Genomic DNA, 19,842 nt, shown 5'->3' on the forward strand with positions numbered 1-19,842 from the left:
TATTTTAAAGGAGTCCTATCATGGCAGTATTTGAAAAAGTACAAGAAATTATCGTTGAAGAACTTGGGAAAGATGCATCAGAAGTAACACTTGAATCTACTTTTGATGATTTGGATGCAGATTCATTGGACTTGTTCCAAGTAATCTCTGAAATCGAAGATGCTTTTGACATCCAAATCGAAGCAGAAGATAACTTGAAAACAGTTGGTGACTTGGTTGCCTACGTTGAAGAGAAAACAAAATAAGAACGAATAAGATATAGAAGGAGTTGGGGAAACCCACTCCCTCTTGTTTAGGTAATAGTTTGAGACTCAAATAATATACTAATCGAACTATTACGTAAGCAAGGACTGATGGAGGCACTATGAAAACACGTATTACAGAATTATTGAACATTGATTATCCTATCTTCCAAGGAGGAATGGCCTGGGTTGCTGATGGCGACTTGGCCGGAGCTGTTTCTAAAGCTGGCGGTTTAGGGATTATAGGTGGTGGAAATGCACCTAAAGAGGTCGTGAAGGCAAATATTGATAAAATCAAATCGCTGACTGATAAACCTTTTGGTGTCAACATCATGCTCCTGTCTCCATTTGTAGAAGACATTGTCGATCTTGTGATCGAAGAAGGAGTCAAGGTAGTAACAACAGGAGCTGGAAACCCAAGTAAATATATGTCTCGTTTCCACGAGGCAGGTATTACAGTCATCCCTGTTGTTCCAAGTGTTGCTTTGGCAAAACGGATGGAAAAAATCGGTGCGGATGCGATCATTGCAGAAGGAATGGAAGCTGGTGGACACATCGGTAAGTTGACAACCATGACCTTAGCTCGTCAAGTTGCAGTAGCTGTTTCGATTCCAGTTGTTGTTGCTGGAGGAATTGCTGATGGTGAAGGTGCGGCGGCAGCCTTTATGTTAGGTGCGGATGCTATTCAAGTTGGTACACGTTTTGTAGTAGCTAAGGAATCAAACGCTCATCCAAACTACAAGGAAAAAATCCTAAAAGCACGCGATATTGATACAACCATTTCAGCTCAGCATTTTGGTCATGCTGTTCGTGCCATTAAAAACCAGTTGACACGTGACTTTGAACAGGCTGAAAAGGATGCCTTTAAACAAGAAAACCCAGATTTAGAAATCTTTGAGCAAATGGGAGCTGGTGCTCTTGCTAAAGCCGTTGTTCATGGAGATGTAGAAGGCGGTTCTGTCATGGCGGGTCAGATTGCTGGTTTGGTCTCTAAAGAAGAAACCGTTGAAGAAATCCTAAAAGATCTATACTATGGCGCTGCCAAGAAAATTCAGGAAGAAGCCTCTCGCTGGGCAGGAGTTGTAAGAAATGACTAAAACAGCCTTTCTATTTGCTGGTCAAGGTGCTCAATATCTAGGGATGGGACGAGACCTCTATGACCACTATCCTATCGTCAAGGCAACCATTGACCAAGCCAGTCAAGTACTGGGTTATGACCTTCGTGACTTGATTGATAAGGAAGAAACTAAGTTAAACCAGACCCGCTATACGCAACCAGCAATTTTAGCGACTTCGGTTGCCATCTACCGTCTATTGAAAGAAAAGGGCTATCTACCAGATATGGTTGCAGGCTTATCCCTTGGTGAATATTCTGCTTTAGTAGCTAGCGGAGCCTTGGACTTTGAAGAGGCAGTTGCCTTGGTTGCTAAGCGTGGAGCTTATATGGAAGAGGCGGCACCCGCAGGCTCTGGGAAAATGGTAGCTGTCCTTAACACCCCAGTAGAAGTGATTGAGGAAGCTTGCAAAACAGCTTCTGCAGTCGGTATAGTCACTCCAGCCAACTACAATACTCCAAGCCAAATCGTCATTGGCGGAGAGGTGGCTGCAGTGGACCGAGCGGTCCAACTCTTGCAAGAAGCAGGAGCTAAACGATTGATCCCCCTAAATGTGTCGGGTCCTTTCCACACAGCCCTTCTAGAGCCAGCTAGCCAACAGCTAGCTGGAGCTCTTGAGGGGATTAGTTTCTCAGACTTTATTTGCCCTCTAGTAGGTAATACTAAAGCTGCAATCATGGAAAAAGACCGAATCCAAGAGCTCTTGACGCGTCAGGTCAAAGAACCTGTTCGTTTCTATGAGAGTATTGAAGTGATGCAGAATGCTGGCGTGACTAACTTCATTGAAATCGGTCCAGGGAAAGTCCTGTCAGGCTTCGTCAAAAAGATTGATAAATCAGCTAAGCTAGCTAACGTTGAAGATCAAGCAAGCTTGGATGCTTTGTTAGGAAACTAATGATCCCTTCTCCCACAAAATACAACAGGAAACAGGAGAGATAGAATGCAACTTACAAACAAAAATGTCTTTGTAACAGGTTCAAGTCGTGGTATCGGACTTGCCATTGCTCACAAATTTGCCCAACTAGGTGCTAATGTAGTTTTGAATAGTCGTGGAGCAATCTCAGAAGAATTGCTGGCTGAGTTTTCAAACTACGGTGTCAAAGTAGTACCGATTTCAGGTGATGTTTCAGACTTTGCAGATGCCAAGCGTATGGTAGATCAAGCGATTGCAGAACTCGGTTCTGTCGATGTCTTGGTCAACAATGCTGGGATCACTCAAGATACGCTTATGCTCAAGATGACTGAAGAAGACTTTGAAAAAGTGATTAAGATCAATTTGACAGGTGCCTTCAACATGACGCAAGCAGTCTTGAAACAGATGATTAAGGCGCGTGAAGGAGCAATTATCAACATGTCCAGTGTGGTTGGTCTGATGGGAAACATCGGACAAGCCAACTATGCGGCTTCCAAGGCTGGTTTGATTGGTTTTACCAAATCAGTAGCGCGTGAAGTTGCTAATCGCAATGTGCGTGTAAATGCTCTTGCACCAGGAATGATCGAGTCAGATATGACAGCCGTTTTGTCTGATAAGGTCAAGGAAGCAACACTAGCACAAATCCCTATGAAACAGTTTGGTCAAGCAGAACATATCGCAGATGCTACAGTGTTCCTTGCTGGACAAGATTATTTGACTGGACAAGTTCTCGCTGTTGATGGCGGACTTAGCATGTAAAAAATAAGGAAAGATATAGGTAAGACAGATGAAACTAAATCGAGTTGTAGTAACAGGTTACGGATTGACCTCTCCTATTGGAAATACTCCAGAAGAATTTTGGAACAGTTTGCAAACTGGAAAGATTGGAATTGGTGAAATCACTAAGTTTGACCATAGCGAATTTGCTGTGCACAATGCGGCAGAAGTTCAAGATTTTCCATTTGATAAATACTTTGTCAAAAAAGATACCAACCGTTTTGATAACTATTCTTTGTATGCCTTGTATGCGGCTCAAGAAGCGGTGACAAATGCAAATCTTGATGTAGAAGAAATCGATAAAGATCGCTTTGGTGTCATTGTGGCTTCTGGTATTGGGGGAATTAAAGAAATCGAAGATCAGGTTATCCGCCTTCATGAAAAAGGTCCAAAACGCGTTAAACCAATGACACTTCCAAAAGCCTTGCCAAATATGGCTTCAGGAAATGTTGCCATGCGTTTCGGAGCAAACGGTATCTGTAAATCAATCAATACTGCCTGTGCCTCATCTAACGATGCCATTGGGGATGCCTTCCGCTCTATCAAGTTTGGTTTCCAAGATGTCATGTTAGTTGGTGGATCAGAATCATCTATCACTCCTTTTGCTATCGCTGGTTTCCAAGCATTGACTGCCCTATCAACTACAGAGGATCCAACTCGTGCTTCTATCCCATTTGACAAAGACCGTAATGGTTTTGTGATGGGAGAAGGTTCAGGAATGTTGGTTCTTGAAAGCCTTGAACATGCTGAAAAACGTGGGGCAACTATCTTGGCTGAAGTAGTTGGTTATGGTAATACCTGTGATGCTTACCATATGACTTCACCTCATCCAGAAGGTCAAGGCGCGATTAAGGCGATTAAATTGGCTTTGGAAGAGGCAGAAATTTCTCCAGAGCAAGTGGCTTACGTCAACGCCCACGGAACTTCAACTCCTGCTAATGAAAAAGGAGAAAGTGGTGCAATCGTAGCTGTCCTTGGTAAAGAAGTACCTGTATCTTCAACCAAGTCCTTTACAGGACACTTGCTTGGTGCTGCAGGGGCCGTAGAAGCGATTGCTACTATTGAAGCCATGCGTCATAACTATGTACCAATGACAGCTGGGACAAGCGAGTTATCAGATTATATCGAAGCGAATGTCGTTTATGGACAAGGCTTGGAGCAAGAAATCCCTTATGCTATTTCAAATACTTTTGGTTTTGGTGGACACAATGCGGTTCTTGCTTTCAAACGTTGGGAGAATAAATAATTATGAATTTAAATGAGATCAAGGACTTGATGGCTCAATTCGACCAATCAAGTTTGAGAGAATTTTCTTATAAAAACGGAGCGGACGAATTGCAGTTCAGTAAGAATGAAGCAAGAATGGCTTCTGAAGCTCCAGCTCAAGTTGTTCCAGCACCAACTGCAGTAGCGGCAAGTCCAGTAGTTTCTACCCCTTCAACTCCAGTAGATAGTGCAGTGGAAGAAGCTCCAGTACCAGCTGAAACGACGGTTGCTCCGGAGGGTGATGTTGTTGAGAGTCCACTTGTAGGGGTGGCTTACTTGGCTGCTGGACCAGATAAACCTGCCTTTGTCACAGTCGGAGACAGTGTTAAAAAAGGTCAGACTTTGGTGATCATCGAAGCCATGAAGGTCATGAATGAAATTCCTGCACCTAAGGATGGTGTGGTGACAGAAATTCTCGTTTCAAATGAAGAAATGGTTGAGTTCGGTAAAGGATTGGTACGCATCAAATGATCGATATTCAAGGAATCAAAGAAGCTCTACCTCATCGCTACCCCATGCTCCTAGTGGATCGTGTCTTGGAAGTGAGCGAGGATACTATTGTTGCCATTAAAAATGTGACCATCAACGAACCTTTCTTTAATGGTCATTTTCCTCAATACCCAGTCATGCCAGGTGTCCTTATTATGGAAGCCTTGGCCCAGACTGCTGGTGTCTTGGAATTGTCCAAACCTGAAAATAAAGGGAAACTGGTCTTCTATGCTGGCATGGACAAGGTTAAGTTCAAGAAGCAAGTTGTACCAGGTGACCAATTAGTCATGACGGCTACTTTTGTCAAACGTCGTGGTACGATTGCTGTGGTTGAAGCAAAGGCTGAAGTAGATGGTAAGCTTGCAGCGAGTGGTACTCTTACCTTTGCAATTGGAAACTAAGGAGGTTCTCCATGTTTCGTAAAATTTTGATTGCCAACCGTGGTGAGATTGCGGTTCGCATTATTCGAGCTGCGCGTGAATTGGGCATTGCAACCGTAGCAGTCTATTCAACTGCTGATAGGGAAGCACTTCACACACTCCTAGCGGATGAAGCTATCTGTATCGGACCTGGTAAGGCGACAGAGTCTTATCTCAATATCAATGCGATTTTATCTGCTGCAGTCTTGACAGAAGCAGAAGCCATCCACCCAGGTTTTGGTTTTCTTAGCGAAAACTCCAAGTTTGCTACTATGTGTGATGAAGTGGGGATTAAGTTTATCGGCCCTTCTGGGGATGTGATGGATACCATGGGAGATAAGATCAATGCGCGTGAGCAAATGATCAAGGCTGGAGTTCCTGTTATCCCAGGATCTGATGGTGAAGTTCATACGGCTGAAGAGGCCCTTGCAGTTGCTGAAAAGATTGGCTACCCAGTCATGCTTAAGGCATCGGCAGGTGGTGGTGGAAAAGGGATTCGTAAGGTTGAAAAGGCAGAAGACTTGGTCGCAGCCTTTGAGACAGCATCCAGTGAAGCCAAGGCCAATTTTGGGAATGGTGCTATGTACCTTGAGCGTGTGATTTATCCAGCTCGCCATATCGAGGTCCAAATCCTTGCTGACCAAGAGGGACACGTCATCCACCTAGGAGAACGAGATTGTTCACTCCAGCGTAATAATCAAAAAGTTTTGGAAGAAAGCCCGTCCATCGCGATTGGAAAAACCCTTCGTAATGAAATTGGATCTGCGGCCGTTCGTGCAGCGGAGTCTGTTGGCTATGAAAATGCAGGGACGATTGAATTTCTGCTCGATGAAGCCAGTGGCAATTTCTACTTCATGGAAATGAATACTCGAGTGCAAGTTGAACACCCAGTCACAGAGTTTGTTTCAGGTGTGGATATCGTAAAGGAGCAGATTCGTATTGCGGCTGGGCAACACTTGTCTGTCAAGCAAGAAGATATCGTCCTACGTGGTCATGCTATCGAGTGTCGGATCAATGCGGAAAATCCCGCTTTTAACTTTGCTCCAAGTCCAGGAAAAATCACCAACCTCTACCTGCCAAGTGGTGGAGTTGGCTTGCGTGTGGACTCTGCAGTCTATCCAGGGTATACCATTCCCCCCTACTATGATAGTATGATTGCCAAAATCATTGTTCATGGGGAGAATCGTTTTGACGCTCTTATGAAGATGCAACGAGCACTTTATGAGCTCGAGATTGAAGGAGTACAAACCAATGCAGATTTCCAATTGGATCTGATTTCAGACCGTCGTGTTATTGCTGGTGACTACGATACTTCCTTCTTGATGGAAACTTTCTTGCCACAATATCAAGAAAAAGAATAGACTTTCAAAGAGTATGAGAACTAAAAGGGGGATTTATGGCTCTATTTAGTAAAAAGGATAAGTATATTCGGATCAATCCTAATCGTTCCGTAAGGCAGGCACCGCAAGCCAAGCCAGAGGTGCCTGATGAACTCTTCTCCCAGTGTCCTGGTTGTAAACACACCATTTACCAAAAGGATCTCGGGAGCGAGCGCATTTGTCCACATTGTAGCTATACTTTCCGTATTTCAGCTCAGGAACGCTTGGATTTGACGATTGATTCTGACAGCTTTGTGGAGATGTTTACGGGTATTGAAACTCAAGATCCATTAAACTTTCCTGGCTACCAGAAAAAACTTGCAACAATGCGTGAAAAGACAGGTTTGGATGAAGCAGTACTAACTGGTACAGCTAGCATCAAGGGACAAAAAGTTGCCCTTGGGATTATGGATTCAAACTTTATCATGGCTTCTATGGGAACCGTTGTGGGTGAAAAAATCACGCGCTTGTTTGAGTATGCGACGGTAGAAAACTTGCCAGTCGTTCTCTTCACAGCTTCTGGTGGAGCCCGTATGCAAGAAGGAATCATGAGCTTGATGCAGATGGCTAAAATTTCTGCAGCAGTTCAACGTCATTCCAAGGCAGGACTTTTTTACCTAACTATTTTAACCGATCCGACAACAGGTGGGGTGACTGCTTCTTTTGCTATGGAAGGTGATATTATCCTAGCGGAACCCCAGAGTTTGGTTGGTTTTGCTGGGCGTCGTGTTATCGAAAATACAGTTCGAGAGACCTTACCGGATGACTTCCAAAAGGCAGAATTTCTGCTTGAACATGGATTTGTTGATGCAATTGTCAAACGGAGAGAATTGCCTGAAACAATTGCTAAATTAGTGAGATTGCATGGAGGAAGTCGCGGATGAATATTGCAAAAATAGTCAGAGAGGCACGCGAGCAGAGTCGCTTGACCGCACTTGATTTTGCCAATGGAATCTTTGACGAGTTTATCGAATTGCATGGAGATCGCTCTTTCCGTGATGATGGTGCGGTTATCGGTGGAATTGGCTGGTTAGGTGACCAAGCAGTAACTGTCGTTGGTATCCAAAAGGGGAAGAGTCTTCATGACAACCTCAAACGGAATTTCGGCCAACCTCATCCAGAAGGCTATCGCAAGGCTCTTCGCCTGATGAAACAGGCAGAAAAGTTTGGTCGTCCAGTTGTGACCTTTATCAATACGGCGGGTGCTTACCCTGGTGTAGGAGCCGAGGAACGTGGACAAGGGGAAGCAATCGCTCGAAACCTGATGGAAATGAGTGACCTCAAGGTTCCAATCATCGCGATTATTATCGGTGAAGGAGGATCTGGAGGTGCATTGGCACTAGCCGTAGCTAACCGTGTTTGGATGTTAGAAAACTCAATCTACGCAGTACTTAGCCCTGAAGGATTTGCCTCTATCCTTTGGAAGGATGGAAGTCGTGCTATGGAAGCAGCAGAATTGATGAAAATCACTTCACATGAACTTCTAGAAATGGGAATTGTAGATAAGGTAATCTCAGAAGCAGGTCTCTCCAGTAAAGAACTACAAGCTCGCGTTAAAAATGAATTGCGTGCAGAACTAGATAGGTTGCAAGAACTACCACTCGACCAACTTATTGAAGAACGTTACCAACGCTTTAGAAAATACTAAGAAAATTTAAAAGCTAGAACATTTTGTTCTAGCTTTTTTGATAACCGTGTTTAGATGAAAAAAACGAATAAATAAGGTAAAATGATGACAACGGGTTAACAGTAGTGTATTAATAGTAAAAATAGAAAGTTTCTTATTAGGAGGAAAGAGATGAAAAAGCGTACCTTACTTTGGCTAGTTTTGTCTATTGTAGTCTTTGGAGGAGGAGCATGGCTAGCACAAGAAACAAATCTATTTCTAAGCCCACGAGCTAAGCAGTTGGCTTATTTAAAGGATCATGAGGAAGAGATTAAGGAGTTTGTAAAATCTTTAAATCCTAAAGTCGAATCGGTTCAGATTGCTTGGGAAGAAACACGCTGGGAAGAGATAGGAAATGGTACACCACAGGGTGGAGGGAAAGTTATTCGAGTTTTCGGTGGTTTTAACCAAATTAAAGATTCCAGTTGGAGTGTTTTAGTTTATATAAAGGATGGAAAGGCCAATGAAGAAGATTTTATTGAAGGAATCGGAAGTGGGGCTCCATTGCGTGTAGGAGGAAGAGGTTTTGACGAATAGTAATACAAAAGATTAGTATAGTTTCGTCCATCACCCATTCTCTATAGTCTTACAATACTTGCCAAAAGTTTTTTTACATTCATGATATAATAAGCATAGATTCCACTATATAGGAGGAAAGAGATGAAAAAACGTACTTTGGTTTGGCTAATTTTAGCCCTTGTAGTATTCGGAGGAGGAGCATGGATGGCGCAGAAAACAAATCTATTTCTAAGCCCACGAGCTAAGCAGTTGGCATATCTAAAGGAGCATGAAGAAGATATGGCTGATTTTGTGAAAGTTTTAAGTCCTAAAGTGGAAAGTGTTCAATTTAATTGGGATAGTATAAAGGTCGGTCAGGTAGGAAACGGCACTCCTCAAGGTGGAGGTTATATGATGACAGTGAACGGTAGAATCAATAACAATAAGAATACTGAATTCACACTAGGGCTTCCTCTAAAACGAAATTTAAATGAAGTACCTGAGGAACTGGTTATTTATGAAATGCAACCTATAAGAATTTTACGAGACGGTGGGTGGTTTTTATACGAGTAGCTAATTAAAAACGACGATTACTAGTACTCATATATAACTTGTTTAGGAGAATAGATATGAAAAAACGTACCTTGCTTTGGCTAGTTTTAGCTCTTGTAGTCTTTGGGGGAGGCGCATGGCTAGCACAAGAAACAAATCTATTTCTAAGCCCACGAGCTAAGCAGTTGGCTTATTTAAAGGAGCACGAAGAGGAGATTAAGGAGTTTGTAAAATCTTTAGATCATAAAGTAAAATCTGTTCAGATTGATTGGGATGAAACAATGTGGGAAAAAGTTGGAAATGGAACTCCAAAAGGAGGAGGGAATGTTGTAATAGCTGGAGGAGGCTTTAATAATATAGAGGGCTCAACTTGGCAAGTAATTTTTGAAATTGAAGATGGACGAGTTGCTTTTGATACTATGATGCAAGGCGGTCCATTGCGAGTAGGAGGAAGGATTTTTGATTAATAGTAACTTAAAACCTTTGATAATTTTTACTCAAATTTATCATCACTCATTCCCTATTGACTTACAATACTTGCCAAAAGTTTTTTTACATTCATGATATTATATACTGGGATTCCATTATATAGGAGGAAAGAGATGAAAAAACGTACCTTGCTTTGGCTAGTTGTGTCTATTGTAGTCTTTGGGGGAGGCGCATGGCTAGCACAAGAAACAAATCTATTTCTAAGCCCACGAGCTAAGCAGTTGGCTTATTTAAAGGAGCACGAAGAGGAGATTAAGAAGTTTGTAAAATCTCAAAATGCAAAGATAGAATCGGTTCAAATTGATTGGCATGAAACCAAGTGGGAAAAAGTGGGAAATGGAACTTCGCAAGGCGGAGGGGAAGTTGTGAGTGTATTTGGTGAATTTAATAATATAGAAGAGTCGGATTGGAGTGTCATGTTTGAAATTGAAAAAGAAAAAGTAATTTTTGATTCTATGACATTAAGCGGTCCGTTACGTGTAGGAGGAAGAGGTTTTGACGAATAGTAATACAAAAGATTAGGATAGTTTCGTCTATCCCCTATTCCCTACTGACGTACAATACTTGCTAAAAGTATTTTTTTACATTCATGATATAATATACTTAGATTCCGCTATATAGGAGGAAAAAGATGAAAAGACGTACTTTGGTTTGGCTAGTTATAGCCCTTGTAGTATTTGGAGGAGGCGCATGGATGGCACAGGAAACAAATCTATTTGGAGGAATAACTCTGAGCCCACGGGCTAAGCAGTTGGCTTATCTGAAGGAGCATGAAGAGGAAATGGCGAACTTCGTTAAATCTTGGAATTCAAAAGTTGAGAGTGTCCAATTTGATTGGGATAGTATGGAAGTTGGTCAGGTAGGAAATGGAACTCCTCAAGGCGGAGGTTATATGATGACAGTGAACGGTAGAATCAATAATAATAAGGATACTAAATTTACATTAGGTTTTCCACTAAAACGTAATTTAAATGAAATCCCTGAGAAACTTGTTATTATTCAAATGCAACCAATAAGAATTTTGAAAGGAAATTTATGGGATCTTTATGAGTAACAGTAATTTAAAAACCTTTGATAATTTTTATGCAGATTTAACATTATTCCTCATTGCTTATTAACTTCGAATACTTACTAAAAGTATTTTTTTTTACATTCATGATATAATATACTTAGATTCCGCTATATAGGAGGAAAGAGATGAAAAAGCGTACCTTACTTTGGCTAGTTTTAGCTCTTGTAGTATTTGGAGGAGGAGCATGGATGGCGCAGAAAACAAATCTATTTGGAGGAGCATTTCTTAGTCCGCGAGCCAAGCAGTTAGCTTATCTAAAGGAACATGAAGAGGAGATTAAGGAGTTTGTAAAATCTTTAAATCCTAAAGTCGAATCGATTCAAATAGATTGGAAACAGACACAATGGGATAAGATAGGAAATGGTACACCTCAAGGAGGAGGCGATATTGTTCAGGTTTATGGAGGGTTTAATAATATATCAAACTCAAGCTGGAGTGTGATTATTAAGATTACAGATGGAAAAATTTTAATTAATTCTATTGGAATTGGTAGTCCGTTGCGTATTGGGGGTAAACTGCTTGACTAATAGTAATTTAAAAAAATTTGATAATTTTTATTCAAATTTAACATCATTCATTCCCCACTGACTTCAAATACTTACCAAAAGTATTTTTTTTTACATTCATGATATAATAAACTTAGATTCCGCTATATAGGAGGAAAGAAATGAAAAAACGTACTTTACTTTGGCTAGTTTTAGCACTTGTAGTATTCGGAGGAGGCGCATGGATGGAACAGAAAACAAATTTATTTGGAGGAGTATTTCTTAGTCCGCGAGCCAAGCAGTTGGCTTATCTGAAGGAGCATGAAGAAGAAATTGTAAAATTTGTAAAGTCTAAAAATTCAAAGATAGAATCTGTTCAGATGGATTGGAATAGTTTAACTGTTGAACAGATAGGGAATGGAACTCCACAGGGGGGAGGTTATAATCTATCAGTGAAGGGTTCTTTTAATCATATAAAGGATTCTGACTTTACAATAGATTTTCGATTAAAAAATAAAAATGATGTGCCTTCAATAGATAGGATTGGTATGTATAATCAGCCTAGAGTGTTAAAAAATGGAGGTTGGGACAAGTATGACGAATAGTAACTTAAAAACCTTTGATAATTTTTACTCAAATTTAATATTACTCATTCTCTACTAACTTAGAATACTTGCCAAAAGTATTTTTTTTTACATTCATGATATAATATACTTAGATTCCGCTGTATAGGAGGAAAGAGATGAAAAAACGTACCTTACTTTGGCTAGTTTTAGCACTTGTAGTATTCGGAGGAGGAGCATGGATGGCGCAGAAAACAAATCTATTTGGAGGAGTATTTCTTAGTCCGCGAGCCAAGCAGTTGGCTTATTTAAAGGAGCATGAAGAGGAGATTAAGGATTTTGTGAAATCTCAAAATCCAAAGATAGAATCTGTTCAAATAAATTGGCATGAAACTAAGTGGGAAAAAGTTGGAAATGGAACCCCACAAGGCGGAGGGGAAGTTGTTAGCATATTTGGTGAATTTAATAATCTAAAAGAATCAGACTGGAATGTCCTAATAGAAATTAAAGAAGGAAAAGTTGATTTGGAAAGCATGGGTATCAGCAATGGTATAAGATTAGGAGGTGAACTTTTTGACTAACAGTAACTTAAAAACCTTTGATAATTTTTATGCAGATTTAGCACAATCTTCTTACCGTGGGAGGCCGATTAGATTTCCTTATGAATCATTAAGTGAGAAAAATAAGGCGAAATTAGATTCGGGAACTTCAGTCCCTTTTGATTTTTCCCAAGATGTTGTTTATAAGAAAGAAATCACCCCCGGAGGTAAGAACCTTCCTCATAATGGGAAAGTCTACTTGCAACCAGATCCTGATTTACACGATGTTTATAAAATCACAACAGTTCCTGTTCCTGATACGAACGGTATGAGACAGGAACCTCACAAGACCAAACTCTATCAAAAAGGGCTCTTAACGGACGAGAGAGCTGGTTTTAATGCCTACTACTTAACGGATACGCCAACCTTGACTAAAGACACCAAGAAAACCTATATGACCATCCGCGGAAGTGATGCCATCAGTAAAGAAAATTGGAACGACTGGGTTGACAACGACGCTCAGTTTGCTCTCAACCATATCCATACGCCTCAAGCCAAGTTAGCAACAGTAGGAATGAAGACGAAAATCGCTGAGATGCGCGAAAAGGCTCCAAATGCGACGATGGACATCACAGGTCACTCCCTGGGAACCATTGTCTCTGCGCAAGGAGTAGCGGGCCTTAGCGATGAGGAGCTTGAGAAAATCGGCAAAGTCGTCCTCTTTGACGGTCCAGACACGACAAAGAGTTTAAAGAAAATGGGACTCAGTGATGAGAAAATCAAAAAGATTAGCGAAAAAATCGAGTACTATGTCAATCCTTTTGATGTCGTGGGTATGCTTAACCGCGAGCATACCATCACTAAATTACCTGGGGACTCCGATGAACCACTTAAGAAACCCGTCGGTAAAGTCAATGTCCTTGTTCCCCTTCATTATACCCAGATTACTGATCCGGAAAGTTCCCATGACTTTGGTGTTTTCCAATCGGATGGAAAGGGAAATTTATTGACTGCGTCTGAGGATTTTCACCCAGAATTGCTCAGGGCAGGTGAAAAGCTGGCTCGACTGATTGCGACATCTTTGGATTCTCTCAGGGCTTTAGGAGTTGATGAAAATGTAGCCACAAATGTTTTAAATTCCATTATGAGAGGTGAGTTTAAAATAAAGGCAGCTATTGGTTATTCAATTTACGAGAATTTTACAACTGAATATAGTAAAATCGTCGAAGAAGCTCGTCAGGAATCTATAAAGTGGGATCGAGAAGCTATTCCTCGTTATCAGGAACAACTGAGAAATGGCAATCTTTCAGGAAATCAAAGAATCTTGGTTCGAGCTCAGTTGCTTCAGACAGCAGCCCAGTTGGCAAATTTTGACATGGAAGATAAAGTAAAATCTGTGAAAACCTTACTTTCAGATGCTAAGGAAGATATTCAAAACATGATAAAAGAAACAAGGCAGACAGCGTTTGACATGGTTGGATATTTGTCAAGTTCAGAAGTTACGAATCTGCTTTCTGGTTTTGATACAACAAGCTTTTGGGATGAAGGCGTTGCGAGTGACACGAAGACTGCAGCAACATCCTTTCTGACACAAATCGAGCAACTGGGGGAAAGCTTGGTTAAAGCTAGTGGCTCCTTTGAGACCATAGATACAGATAGTGCTGAAGATTTTAATAATCTATTGGCGGATGTAAAGCAAACATGGAGGGGGAAAAATGGTAGTCCTAACGGATGAGGATACTTTAATTACAAGAGAGCAACTCGATAGAGGCTTCAAAGAAAGAATGAAGGAACAAGAACGCCAAGCAGTTAGGGCCTTGGTAACTGCAAAAGAGTTGTCAATCCTTGCTAAAGGAGCAGAATTAGCTAAAAAGTTGCAGGAAGCAGCCACAGATATGCAAGATTACTCTTCTAAGACCTATGTGAACAATATTAAGGGTGGATTTGAGGGGAAAGCTGCAGATGCTGCCGAAACTTACTTGACACAGACCTTGCAAACACCTACTTTACAGAGTCCGATCAAAAGCTAGGAGAAAACTGGTCATGGATAAAAAGGAACTTCAGAAATTAGAGGATGAGCACAATCGTAAATTACGAGACTTAGAGCGTTTGGAGATGGATTTGGATGATGATTTCCACAAGTTTAGTAGGGAGACGGATCATCTCCTAGAGGCGCTTTCCTATGCATGCAGAGACAGTAGTTTTGCTGAAATTCAACCATATATCTTTGAGATAGAGAACAATTTAGATAACTATCATCAACTTTATAAGAGTCGTATAGAGAATGTACTGGAAGCTCGACACCAAGAGAATAAAAACTTTTATCGAAAGTTAGAAGAAAAGGATCTATAACAAATATACCCTATAAGAGATATTTAGGTTAATTATAACGCTTTTTTATTATATTTTTAAAAAAATGAATATTAAACTTGTAATATTATATCTATTATCATTTTTTTAGATAGTGGGTAGCAAAAAAGTGTTTGATATTTGTCAAACACTTTTTCTATTTACTGTTCTTCTGTTACAAACTGGCTGAGCAGTCCATTGATAAAACGGGCAGATTTTTGATCTGAGAAGTTCTTTGCAAGCTCGATAGCTTCATTAACAGCAACTAGCTGAGGGGTGTCAAATGAAGTGATTTCAAAGACTCCCAAGCGAAGGAGGTTTCTCTCCACGAGCGTTAAGCGTTCAATGGTCCAACCTGCTTTTAAATGCTGTGTGATTTGCTTGTCTAGTTCTTCTTTTTTAGCTTGAACACCAGAAACTAGCTCTGTCAAAAAGGCTGGAAGTTGCACATCCGTATCTTCACGATCGTGTGTGTAGGCGAAACGACAAGCAGTTTCGACATCTGTACCGAACTCAAGGCTCATGAGAGCTTGAAAAGCGCATTTACGGAGCTCACGTCTAGATTCTAATAGTGGACTAGTCATTGAGGAAGTCCTCATCAAACAAGTCTTTCAAGTCAGGTTTTGGTGTTTTATCTGGAACGATACCTGCAACGTGGATATTGATAGCAGTGAGTTCTACATCAGCCATGTTGCGGACTGCATCTTTGACAGCTTTTTGGATAGCAACAGCTACCTTAGGAACTTTTACTCCGTACTCAAGGTAGAGGTAGATATCTGCTGTGAGTTCTTCGTTCACGTTTTTAAGATAAACACCGCGGCCGAGCGAAAGTTTCGAAAGGGTGTCAGATACTGATTTGTTTGAAAAAGAGTGAACACCCTCTACTTTTGCTGTAGCAATAGCAATGATTTTTTCAAGTACACGTGGGGCGATAACGATTTCGCCAAGTTGTTCTTCAATTCCCATAGAATGACCTCTTTCTAGAGATTAGGCACGAGAAACGTAAGTTCCTTCTGCAGTGTTGATAACGAGTTTTTGTCCTGCTTCGATGAAGTCTGGCACGTTTACGACAAGACCAGTTTCCATTGTTGCTGGCTTACCAGAACCTGTAACAGTAGCACCTTTGATAGATGGTTGAGTTTCTGCAACTGTCAATTCAACAGTAGTTGGTACAGTTACACCGATTACTTCAGTTCCGTAGAATTGGATTTTCACATCAGAGTTTTCAAGGATGTAAAGCAATTCGTTTTCAACGTTGACTACAGGGATTTCGTATTGGTCGTAAGTTTCAGTGTTCATGAAGTAGGCAGTTTCATCCATTTTGTACAAGTATTGAGCTGGGACAGTCTCGATGATGGCTTGTTCAAATTTTTCCTCTGGACGATAGCTTGTGTCAAATGTAGAACCAGTACGGACATCACGCAATTTCATACGCATGATTGTGTTTCCTTTACCTGGTTTGTGGTGGCTAGCTTCCAAAACGCGGATCAATTTTCCGTCAGCTGTTTCAAAGGTCATACCAGCTTTTAATTTACTTGCTTCAATCATGTTTTTACCTCTTTAATAAATATTATTACTCTTCATTTTACCATAAAATACTCTGGAAATAAAGCCAAAATAGTTATTGGGAGTTGGTAGAGAAGAAAAAACCAACCTTAGGGCTGGTTTTGTTCTGTCTAGTTTTCTTTCAACTTAGCCAATTCCTGGGCGAGTAGTTTAAGGGCAACTTGTGGATTGGCTTGGCCTTTGGTTGCCTTCATAAGGAAGCCTGTGAAGGCCTTGTCTGCGTTTCGTTTACCGGACTTGAAGTCGGCAACGGCAGCTTCGTTATCCGCAAAGACTTGGTGGATGATTGGAATTAACACATCTGGATCAGAGATTTGCACCAATCCAGCTTTTTCCACGTATTCACGCGCGCCACCGCCATTTTTAGCCAGATGGACAAAGACTTTCTTGGCAATCTTAGAGGAGATGGTACCATCTTCGATGATGGCAATCATTTCAACCAAGTTTTCTGGTGTCAATTCGATTTGTTCTAGTGTTTTGCCTTCGGCGTTCAAGAACTGAGCGACTTCCCCTTGGAGCCAGTTAGAAACTTGTTTAGCATCGCCACCGAGGGCAACAGCTTTTTCAAAGAAGTCAGAAGTGACTTTGTTTGTCGTCAACTGGCTAGCATCGTAGTCTGACAAGCCAAGCTCAGATACGTAGCGTGCACGGCGTTCTTTTGGAAATTCTGGCAATTCTGTTCGCATTTCCTCAATCCACTCATCTGAGATTTCAAAGAGTGGTAGGTCTGGTTCTGGGAAGTAGCGGTAGTCTGCAGCACCTTCTTTGACACGCATGAGGATAGTTGCCTTGTTGGCTTCATCGTAACGACGTGTTTCTTGGCGGATTTGACCACCTGAGCGAAGGATTTCAGCTTGGCGTTGGACTTCGTATTCAAGCCCCTTACGGACGTTAGAGAAGGAGTTTAAGTTTTTCAACTCAGTCTTGGTACCGAATTTTTCTTGACCATAAGGGCGAAGGGAGATGTTGGCATCCACACGCATCGAACCTTCTTCCATTTTAACGTCAGAAATGCCAGCGTACTGGATGACTTCCTTTAAGGCTGTTAGATAAGCGTAGGCTTCTTCAGGAGAACGCATGTCCGCTTCAGATACAATCTCAATCAATGGCACCCCTTGGCGGTTGAGGTCAACATAGGAGTAGCCATCTGTACCGTGGGTGTTTTTACCAGCATCTTCCTCTAGGTGGGCGCGCTCGATACCGATTTTCTTGGTCGTACCGTCTTCTAGTTCCACTTCAATCCAACCATTGTAGCCGATAGGTTCATCAAACTGAGAAATTTGGTAGGCTTTTGGATTATCAGGGTAGAAATAGTTCTTGCGGTCAAAGTGCATCTTTTTGTGGATGTCCATGTTGAGGGCAAGTGCTGCCTTGATACCAGCATCGACAACCCCTTTATTGAGAACTGGCAGAACTCCTGGGAAAGACCAGTCAATCACGTTGGTATTGGCATTTTGATCATTTCCAAAGTGGGCAGAAGTAGGTGAGAAGATTTTTGAATTGGTGTTGAGCTCTACGTGGACTTCAAGTCCAATGACTGTTTCAAAGTTCATTAGTTGTCACCTCCAAAAATCACGGGTTGTTGTTTGTGGTAGTCTGTTGTTGCTTCAAAGGCAGCAGCAGCTTGGTAAATGGTTTCCTCAGAGTATTTAGGACCAATCAATTGGAGACCGACAGGTAGACCTTGAGAGAATCCAGCAGGAATCGAAATTCCTGGGAGACCTGCTAAGTTGACTGGGATGGTCAAGAGGTCAGCCAAGTACATGGCAACAGGGTCGTGGTTGAGTGAGTCCAAGTCATAGGCAACGCTTGGAGCAGTTGGTCCCAAAATCAAGTCGTAATCCGCAAAGACTTTTTCGAAATCTTGGATGATGAGGGTACGGACCTGACCAGCTTTCTTGTAGTAGGCATCGTAGTAACCTGATGAAAGGCTGAAAGTACCTAGCATGATACGGCGTTTCACTTCTTCACCGAAACCTTGGCTACGGCTGTTGACATAGATTTCGTCAAGATTAGTCGCATCCACTGCGCGGTAGCCGTAACGAATACCGTCAAAACGTTGCAAGTTTGAGGATGCTTCTGATGAAGCGATAATGTAGTAAACGGCAACACCGTATTTTGAGTGAGGAAGGCTAACTTCTTCGACGATGGCACCAAGTTTTTCAAAGTGTTTAGCGGCATTCAGAATGGTTTCCTTAACCTCTGGGTCAATCCCTTCACCGAGGTATTCCTTAGGCAAAGCAATTTTCATGCCCTTGATGTCTTGACCGATTTTTGAAGTAAAGTCAGCGATGCGGACAGGGGCAGAAGTAGAGTCTTTAGCATCTTCGCTGGCAATAGCGTTAAGCAAGAGGGCATTTTCCTTAACAGTTGGTGCGAAAGGTCCAATCTGGTCTAATGAGCTACCGAAGGCAATAAGACCGAAACGAGAAACTGTTCCGTAGGTTGGTTTGAGACCAACAATCCCGTTAAAGGCAGCAGGTTGGCGGATAGAACCACCAGTATCAGAACCAAGTGACAAGCGGACTTGTCCTGAAGCTACCGCTGCAGCGGAACCACTAGATGAGCCACCAGGAACCTTGTTTTGGTCCCAAGCGTTTTTAGTGGCACCGTAGTGAGAAGTCTCACCTGAACCACCCATGGCAAATTCGTCCATGTTGGTTTTCCCTACGACAATCATGCCTTTAGCTTTTGCATTGGAAACGGCAGTCGCATCAAAGATAGGTTCGTAGTTATAGAGCATTTTTGAGGCAGCAGTTGTAAGGATACCGTCAGTAGAGATATTATCCTTAACAGCCAGTGGAATTCCTGAAAGAACATTGTCCGCATCGATTCCAGTTTCATCAATGGCTTTAGCTTGAGCAAGGGCTTGCTCTTCAGCGATAGTGACAAAAGCGTTGATAGCTGCCTCGCGAGACTTGATATCTTCAAGCGAGGCTTGTGTCAATTCAGTTGCTGAAATCTCCTTAGAGACAAGGAGATTGTGCAAGTCTTCAATAGTTTTGTTATTAAAAGTCATTAGGCATCTCCTCCATCATCTAGGATAGCTGGTACCTTGATATAGTAGTTTTCTTTTTCAGGTACATTTTTAAACAAGCGGTCACGGTCTGTTCCTTCTTCAGCCACATCAGGGCGGAGTACGGTCTTGCGGTCAGCCATGGTCGTAGTAGGTGCGACACCAGTTGTGTCGACTTCGCCTAGCAATTCAACCATGTCAACAATTTTAGACAAGGTGGTCGCAAAGGCAGCAGTTTCTTCTTCTGAGAATCTTAATTTTGAAAGATTGGCAACGTGTGTTACCTCTTCTTGCGTAATTTTCATCTTGCATCCTTTCGTGAAATGATGATTTTTAGTCTGTTCTATTTTACCATATTTTCCTATAAATAAGCTAAGGCAAAGCGAAAAGAAATAGAAATTGAAAAATCGCTTTTAATTCGCTATAATGGTTAAACTAAAAGAAAAA

Annotated in this window: 27 protein-coding genes; 21 read left to right on the top strand and 6 right to left on the bottom strand. The window is 41.6% G+C overall.

Annotated features, from left to right (window positions below; all coding sequences use genetic code 11):
* Positions 1-20 precede the first annotated feature (20 nt).
* From K1I53_RS03750 to K1I53_RS03850, 21 genes are all read left to right on the top strand, one after another.
* A complete protein-coding gene (locus tag K1I53_RS03750; protein WP_000257839.1) occupies positions 21-245 on the top strand; it encodes an acyl carrier protein in 225 nt (74 codons plus the stop codon).
* Positions 246-364: 119 nt separating this feature from the next.
* The gene (gene fabK / locus K1I53_RS03755; RefSeq protein WP_223328450.1) at positions 365-1,339 is read left to right on the top strand and encodes an enoyl-[acyl-carrier-protein] reductase FabK; all 975 of its coding nucleotides are present in this window, start codon (positions 365-367) and stop codon (positions 1,337-1,339) included.
* A complete protein-coding gene (gene fabD, locus K1I53_RS03760) occupies positions 1,332-2,252 on the top strand; it encodes an ACP S-malonyltransferase (RefSeq protein ID WP_223328451.1) in 921 nt (306 codons plus the stop codon). The genes fabK and fabD overlap by 8 nt, the downstream gene beginning before the upstream one ends.
* 45 nt (positions 2,253-2,297) lie before the next feature.
* Complete coding sequence (fabG, locus tag K1I53_RS03765; RefSeq protein WP_049484271.1) at positions 2,298-3,029, top strand: 3-oxoacyl-[acyl-carrier-protein] reductase; 732 nt, start codon at positions 2,298-2,300, stop codon at positions 3,027-3,029.
* Between the two features lie 28 nt (positions 3,030-3,057).
* A complete protein-coding gene (gene fabF / locus K1I53_RS03770; protein ID WP_223328452.1) occupies positions 3,058-4,293 on the top strand; it encodes a beta-ketoacyl-ACP synthase II in 1,236 nt (411 codons plus the stop codon).
* 2 nt (positions 4,294-4,295) lie between these two features.
* A complete protein-coding gene (accB, locus tag K1I53_RS03775) occupies positions 4,296-4,784 on the top strand; it encodes an acetyl-CoA carboxylase biotin carboxyl carrier protein (RefSeq protein WP_132973520.1) in 489 nt (162 codons plus the stop codon).
* Entirely contained in the window at positions 4,781-5,203 is a 423-nt protein-coding gene (fabZ, locus tag K1I53_RS03780) for a 3-hydroxyacyl-ACP dehydratase FabZ (protein ID WP_000565515.1), read from the top strand. Before accB ends, fabZ begins: the two co-directional genes overlap by 4 nt.
* A gap of 11 nt (positions 5,204-5,214) precedes the next feature.
* Complete coding sequence (gene accC / locus K1I53_RS03785) at positions 5,215-6,582, top strand: acetyl-CoA carboxylase biotin carboxylase subunit (protein WP_223328453.1); 1,368 nt, start codon at positions 5,215-5,217, stop codon at positions 6,580-6,582.
* A 35-nt stretch (positions 6,583-6,617) separates the two neighbouring features.
* Positions 6,618-7,484, top strand: a complete 867-nt coding sequence (gene accD / locus K1I53_RS03790) for an acetyl-CoA carboxylase, carboxyltransferase subunit beta (RefSeq protein WP_084921300.1) — start codon at positions 6,618-6,620, stop codon at positions 7,482-7,484.
* Positions 7,481-8,248 (top strand): acetyl-CoA carboxylase carboxyl transferase subunit alpha, encoded by a 768-nt coding sequence (locus K1I53_RS03795; protein ID WP_223328454.1) that lies wholly within the window; start codon positions 7,481-7,483, stop codon positions 8,246-8,248. Before accD ends, K1I53_RS03795 begins: the two co-directional genes overlap by 4 nt.
* A 150-nt stretch (positions 8,249-8,398) precedes the next feature.
* Positions 8,399-8,803, top strand: a complete 405-nt coding sequence (locus tag K1I53_RS03800; RefSeq protein ID WP_223328455.1) for a hypothetical protein — start codon at positions 8,399-8,401, stop codon at positions 8,801-8,803.
* Positions 8,804-8,926: 123 nt separating this feature from the next.
* Positions 8,927-9,337 carry a hypothetical protein gene (locus tag K1I53_RS03805; RefSeq protein WP_223328456.1) on the top strand — a complete coding sequence of 137 codons (411 nt, stop codon included), beginning with the start codon at positions 8,927-8,929 and terminating at the stop codon, positions 9,335-9,337.
* Between the two features lie 56 nt (positions 9,338-9,393).
* Positions 9,394-9,783, top strand: coding sequence for a hypothetical protein (locus tag K1I53_RS03810; protein WP_223328457.1), 390 nt, complete (start codon positions 9,394-9,396; stop codon positions 9,781-9,783).
* 135 nt (positions 9,784-9,918) lie between these two features.
* On the top strand, positions 9,919-10,311 hold the full coding sequence (locus tag K1I53_RS03815; protein ID WP_223328458.1) for a hypothetical protein: 393 nt from the start codon (positions 9,919-9,921) through the stop codon (positions 10,309-10,311).
* Between the two features lie 125 nt (positions 10,312-10,436).
* Positions 10,437-10,859, top strand: coding sequence for a hypothetical protein (locus tag K1I53_RS03820; protein WP_125422895.1), 423 nt, complete (start codon positions 10,437-10,439; stop codon positions 10,857-10,859).
* 143 nt (positions 10,860-11,002) lie between these two features.
* Complete coding sequence (locus K1I53_RS03825; RefSeq protein WP_223328459.1) at positions 11,003-11,404, top strand: hypothetical protein; 402 nt, start codon at positions 11,003-11,005, stop codon at positions 11,402-11,404.
* A 140-nt stretch (positions 11,405-11,544) separates the two neighbouring features.
* Positions 11,545-11,967, top strand: coding sequence for a hypothetical protein (locus tag K1I53_RS03830; RefSeq protein WP_223328460.1), 423 nt, complete (start codon positions 11,545-11,547; stop codon positions 11,965-11,967).
* A gap of 137 nt (positions 11,968-12,104) precedes the next feature.
* Positions 12,105-12,506: a hypothetical protein gene (locus tag K1I53_RS03835; protein ID WP_223328461.1), complete on the top strand. Its 402-nt coding sequence runs from the start codon at positions 12,105-12,107 to the stop codon at positions 12,504-12,506.
* On the top strand, positions 12,499-14,199 hold the full coding sequence (locus K1I53_RS03840) for a cutinase family protein (protein WP_223328462.1): 1,701 nt from the start codon (positions 12,499-12,501) through the stop codon (positions 14,197-14,199). Before K1I53_RS03835 ends, K1I53_RS03840 begins: the two co-directional genes overlap by 8 nt.
* Positions 14,180-14,494 carry a hypothetical protein gene (locus K1I53_RS03845; RefSeq protein ID WP_223328463.1) on the top strand — a complete coding sequence of 105 codons (315 nt, stop codon included), beginning with the start codon at positions 14,180-14,182 and terminating at the stop codon, positions 14,492-14,494. Before K1I53_RS03840 ends, K1I53_RS03845 begins: the two co-directional genes overlap by 20 nt.
* 13 nt (positions 14,495-14,507) lie before the next feature.
* Positions 14,508-14,816, top strand: a complete 309-nt coding sequence (locus K1I53_RS03850; protein ID WP_223328464.1) for a hypothetical protein — start codon at positions 14,508-14,510, stop codon at positions 14,814-14,816.
* A gap of 158 nt (positions 14,817-14,974) precedes the next feature.
* Here K1I53_RS03850 and nusB read toward each other — a convergent pair whose 3' ends face one another.
* The 6 genes from nusB to gatC form a co-directional block, all read right to left on the bottom strand.
* Positions 14,975-15,397 (bottom strand): transcription antitermination factor NusB, encoded by a 423-nt coding sequence (gene nusB / locus K1I53_RS03855; RefSeq protein WP_000203645.1) that lies wholly within the window; start codon positions 15,395-15,397, stop codon positions 14,975-14,977.
* Complete coding sequence (locus K1I53_RS03860) at positions 15,390-15,779, bottom strand: Asp23/Gls24 family envelope stress response protein (RefSeq protein WP_223328465.1); 390 nt, start codon at positions 15,777-15,779, stop codon at positions 15,390-15,392. Before K1I53_RS03860 ends, nusB begins: the two co-directional genes overlap by 8 nt.
* A 21-nt stretch (positions 15,780-15,800) precedes the next feature.
* On the bottom strand, positions 15,801-16,361 hold the full coding sequence (efp, locus tag K1I53_RS03865; RefSeq protein ID WP_223328466.1) for an elongation factor P: 561 nt from the start codon (positions 16,359-16,361) through the stop codon (positions 15,801-15,803).
* Positions 16,362-16,489: 128 nt separating this feature from the next.
* Entirely contained in the window at positions 16,490-17,932 is a 1,443-nt protein-coding gene (gene gatB, locus K1I53_RS03870) for an Asp-tRNA(Asn)/Glu-tRNA(Gln) amidotransferase subunit GatB (RefSeq protein WP_223328467.1), read from the bottom strand.
* Positions 17,932-19,398 carry an Asp-tRNA(Asn)/Glu-tRNA(Gln) amidotransferase subunit GatA gene (gene gatA, locus K1I53_RS03875; RefSeq protein WP_223328468.1) on the bottom strand — a complete coding sequence of 489 codons (1,467 nt, stop codon included), beginning with the start codon at positions 19,396-19,398 and terminating at the stop codon, positions 17,932-17,934. Before gatA ends, gatB begins: the two co-directional genes overlap by 1 nt.
* Positions 19,398-19,700, bottom strand: a complete 303-nt coding sequence (gatC, locus tag K1I53_RS03880; protein ID WP_000705420.1) for an Asp-tRNA(Asn)/Glu-tRNA(Gln) amidotransferase subunit GatC — start codon at positions 19,698-19,700, stop codon at positions 19,398-19,400. The genes gatA and gatC overlap by 1 nt, the downstream gene beginning before the upstream one ends.
* Positions 19,701-19,842 lie beyond the last annotated feature (142 nt).

The organism is Streptococcus oralis (assembly GCF_019929365.1).
GTDB lineage: Bacteria > Bacillota > Bacilli > Lactobacillales > Streptococcaceae > Streptococcus > Streptococcus oralis_BT.

Coding starts and splice junctions, on each gene's coding strand:
- K1I53_RS03820 (WP_125422895.1), top strand. CDS start 10,437: ATGAAAAGACGTACTTTGGTTTGGCTAGTTATAGCCCTTGTAGTATTT.
- fabD (WP_223328451.1), top strand. CDS start 1,332: ATGACTAAAACAGCCTTTCTATTTGCTGGTCAAGGTGCTCAATATCTA.
- K1I53_RS03845 (WP_223328463.1), top strand. CDS start 14,180: ATGGTAGTCCTAACGGATGAGGATACTTTAATTACAAGAGAGCAACTC.
- fabG (WP_049484271.1), top strand. CDS start 2,298: ATGCAACTTACAAACAAAAATGTCTTTGTAACAGGTTCAAGTCGTGGT.
- K1I53_RS03825 (WP_223328459.1), top strand. CDS start 11,003: ATGAAAAAGCGTACCTTACTTTGGCTAGTTTTAGCTCTTGTAGTATTT.
- K1I53_RS03750 (WP_000257839.1), top strand. CDS start 21: ATGGCAGTATTTGAAAAAGTACAAGAAATTATCGTTGAAGAACTTGGG.
- efp (WP_223328466.1), bottom strand. CDS start 16,361: ATGATTGAAGCAAGTAAATTAAAAGCTGGTATGACCTTTGAAACAGCT.
- gatB (WP_223328467.1), bottom strand. CDS start 17,932: ATGAACTTTGAAACAGTCATTGGACTTGAAGTCCACGTAGAGCTCAAC.
- fabZ (WP_000565515.1), top strand. CDS start 4,781: ATGATCGATATTCAAGGAATCAAAGAAGCTCTACCTCATCGCTACCCC.
- K1I53_RS03850 (WP_223328464.1), top strand. CDS start 14,508: ATGGATAAAAAGGAACTTCAGAAATTAGAGGATGAGCACAATCGTAAA.
- gatA (WP_223328468.1), bottom strand. CDS start 19,398: ATGACTTTTAATAACAAAACTATTGAAGACTTGCACAATCTCCTTGTC.
- K1I53_RS03860 (WP_223328465.1), bottom strand. CDS start 15,779: ATGGGAATTGAAGAACAACTTGGCGAAATCGTTATCGCCCCACGTGTA.
- accD (WP_084921300.1), top strand. CDS start 6,618: ATGGCTCTATTTAGTAAAAAGGATAAGTATATTCGGATCAATCCTAAT.
- K1I53_RS03810 (WP_223328457.1), top strand. CDS start 9,394: ATGAAAAAACGTACCTTGCTTTGGCTAGTTTTAGCTCTTGTAGTCTTT.
- gatC (WP_000705420.1), bottom strand. CDS start 19,700: ATGAAAATTACGCAAGAAGAGGTAACACACGTTGCCAATCTTTCAAAA.
- accB (WP_132973520.1), top strand. CDS start 4,296: ATGAATTTAAATGAGATCAAGGACTTGATGGCTCAATTCGACCAATCA.
- K1I53_RS03835 (WP_223328461.1), top strand. CDS start 12,105: ATGAAAAAACGTACCTTACTTTGGCTAGTTTTAGCACTTGTAGTATTC.
- fabK (WP_223328450.1), top strand. CDS start 365: ATGAAAACACGTATTACAGAATTATTGAACATTGATTATCCTATCTTC.
- accC (WP_223328453.1), top strand. CDS start 5,215: ATGTTTCGTAAAATTTTGATTGCCAACCGTGGTGAGATTGCGGTTCGC.
- K1I53_RS03800 (WP_223328455.1), top strand. CDS start 8,399: ATGAAAAAGCGTACCTTACTTTGGCTAGTTTTGTCTATTGTAGTCTTT.
- nusB (WP_000203645.1), bottom strand. CDS start 15,397: ATGACTAGTCCACTATTAGAATCTAGACGTGAGCTCCGTAAATGCGCT.
- K1I53_RS03815 (WP_223328458.1), top strand. CDS start 9,919: ATGAAAAAACGTACCTTGCTTTGGCTAGTTGTGTCTATTGTAGTCTTT.
- K1I53_RS03795 (WP_223328454.1), top strand. CDS start 7,481: ATGAATATTGCAAAAATAGTCAGAGAGGCACGCGAGCAGAGTCGCTTG.
- fabF (WP_223328452.1), top strand. CDS start 3,058: ATGAAACTAAATCGAGTTGTAGTAACAGGTTACGGATTGACCTCTCCT.
- K1I53_RS03805 (WP_223328456.1), top strand. CDS start 8,927: ATGAAAAAACGTACTTTGGTTTGGCTAATTTTAGCCCTTGTAGTATTC.
- K1I53_RS03830 (WP_223328460.1), top strand. CDS start 11,545: ATGAAAAAACGTACTTTACTTTGGCTAGTTTTAGCACTTGTAGTATTC.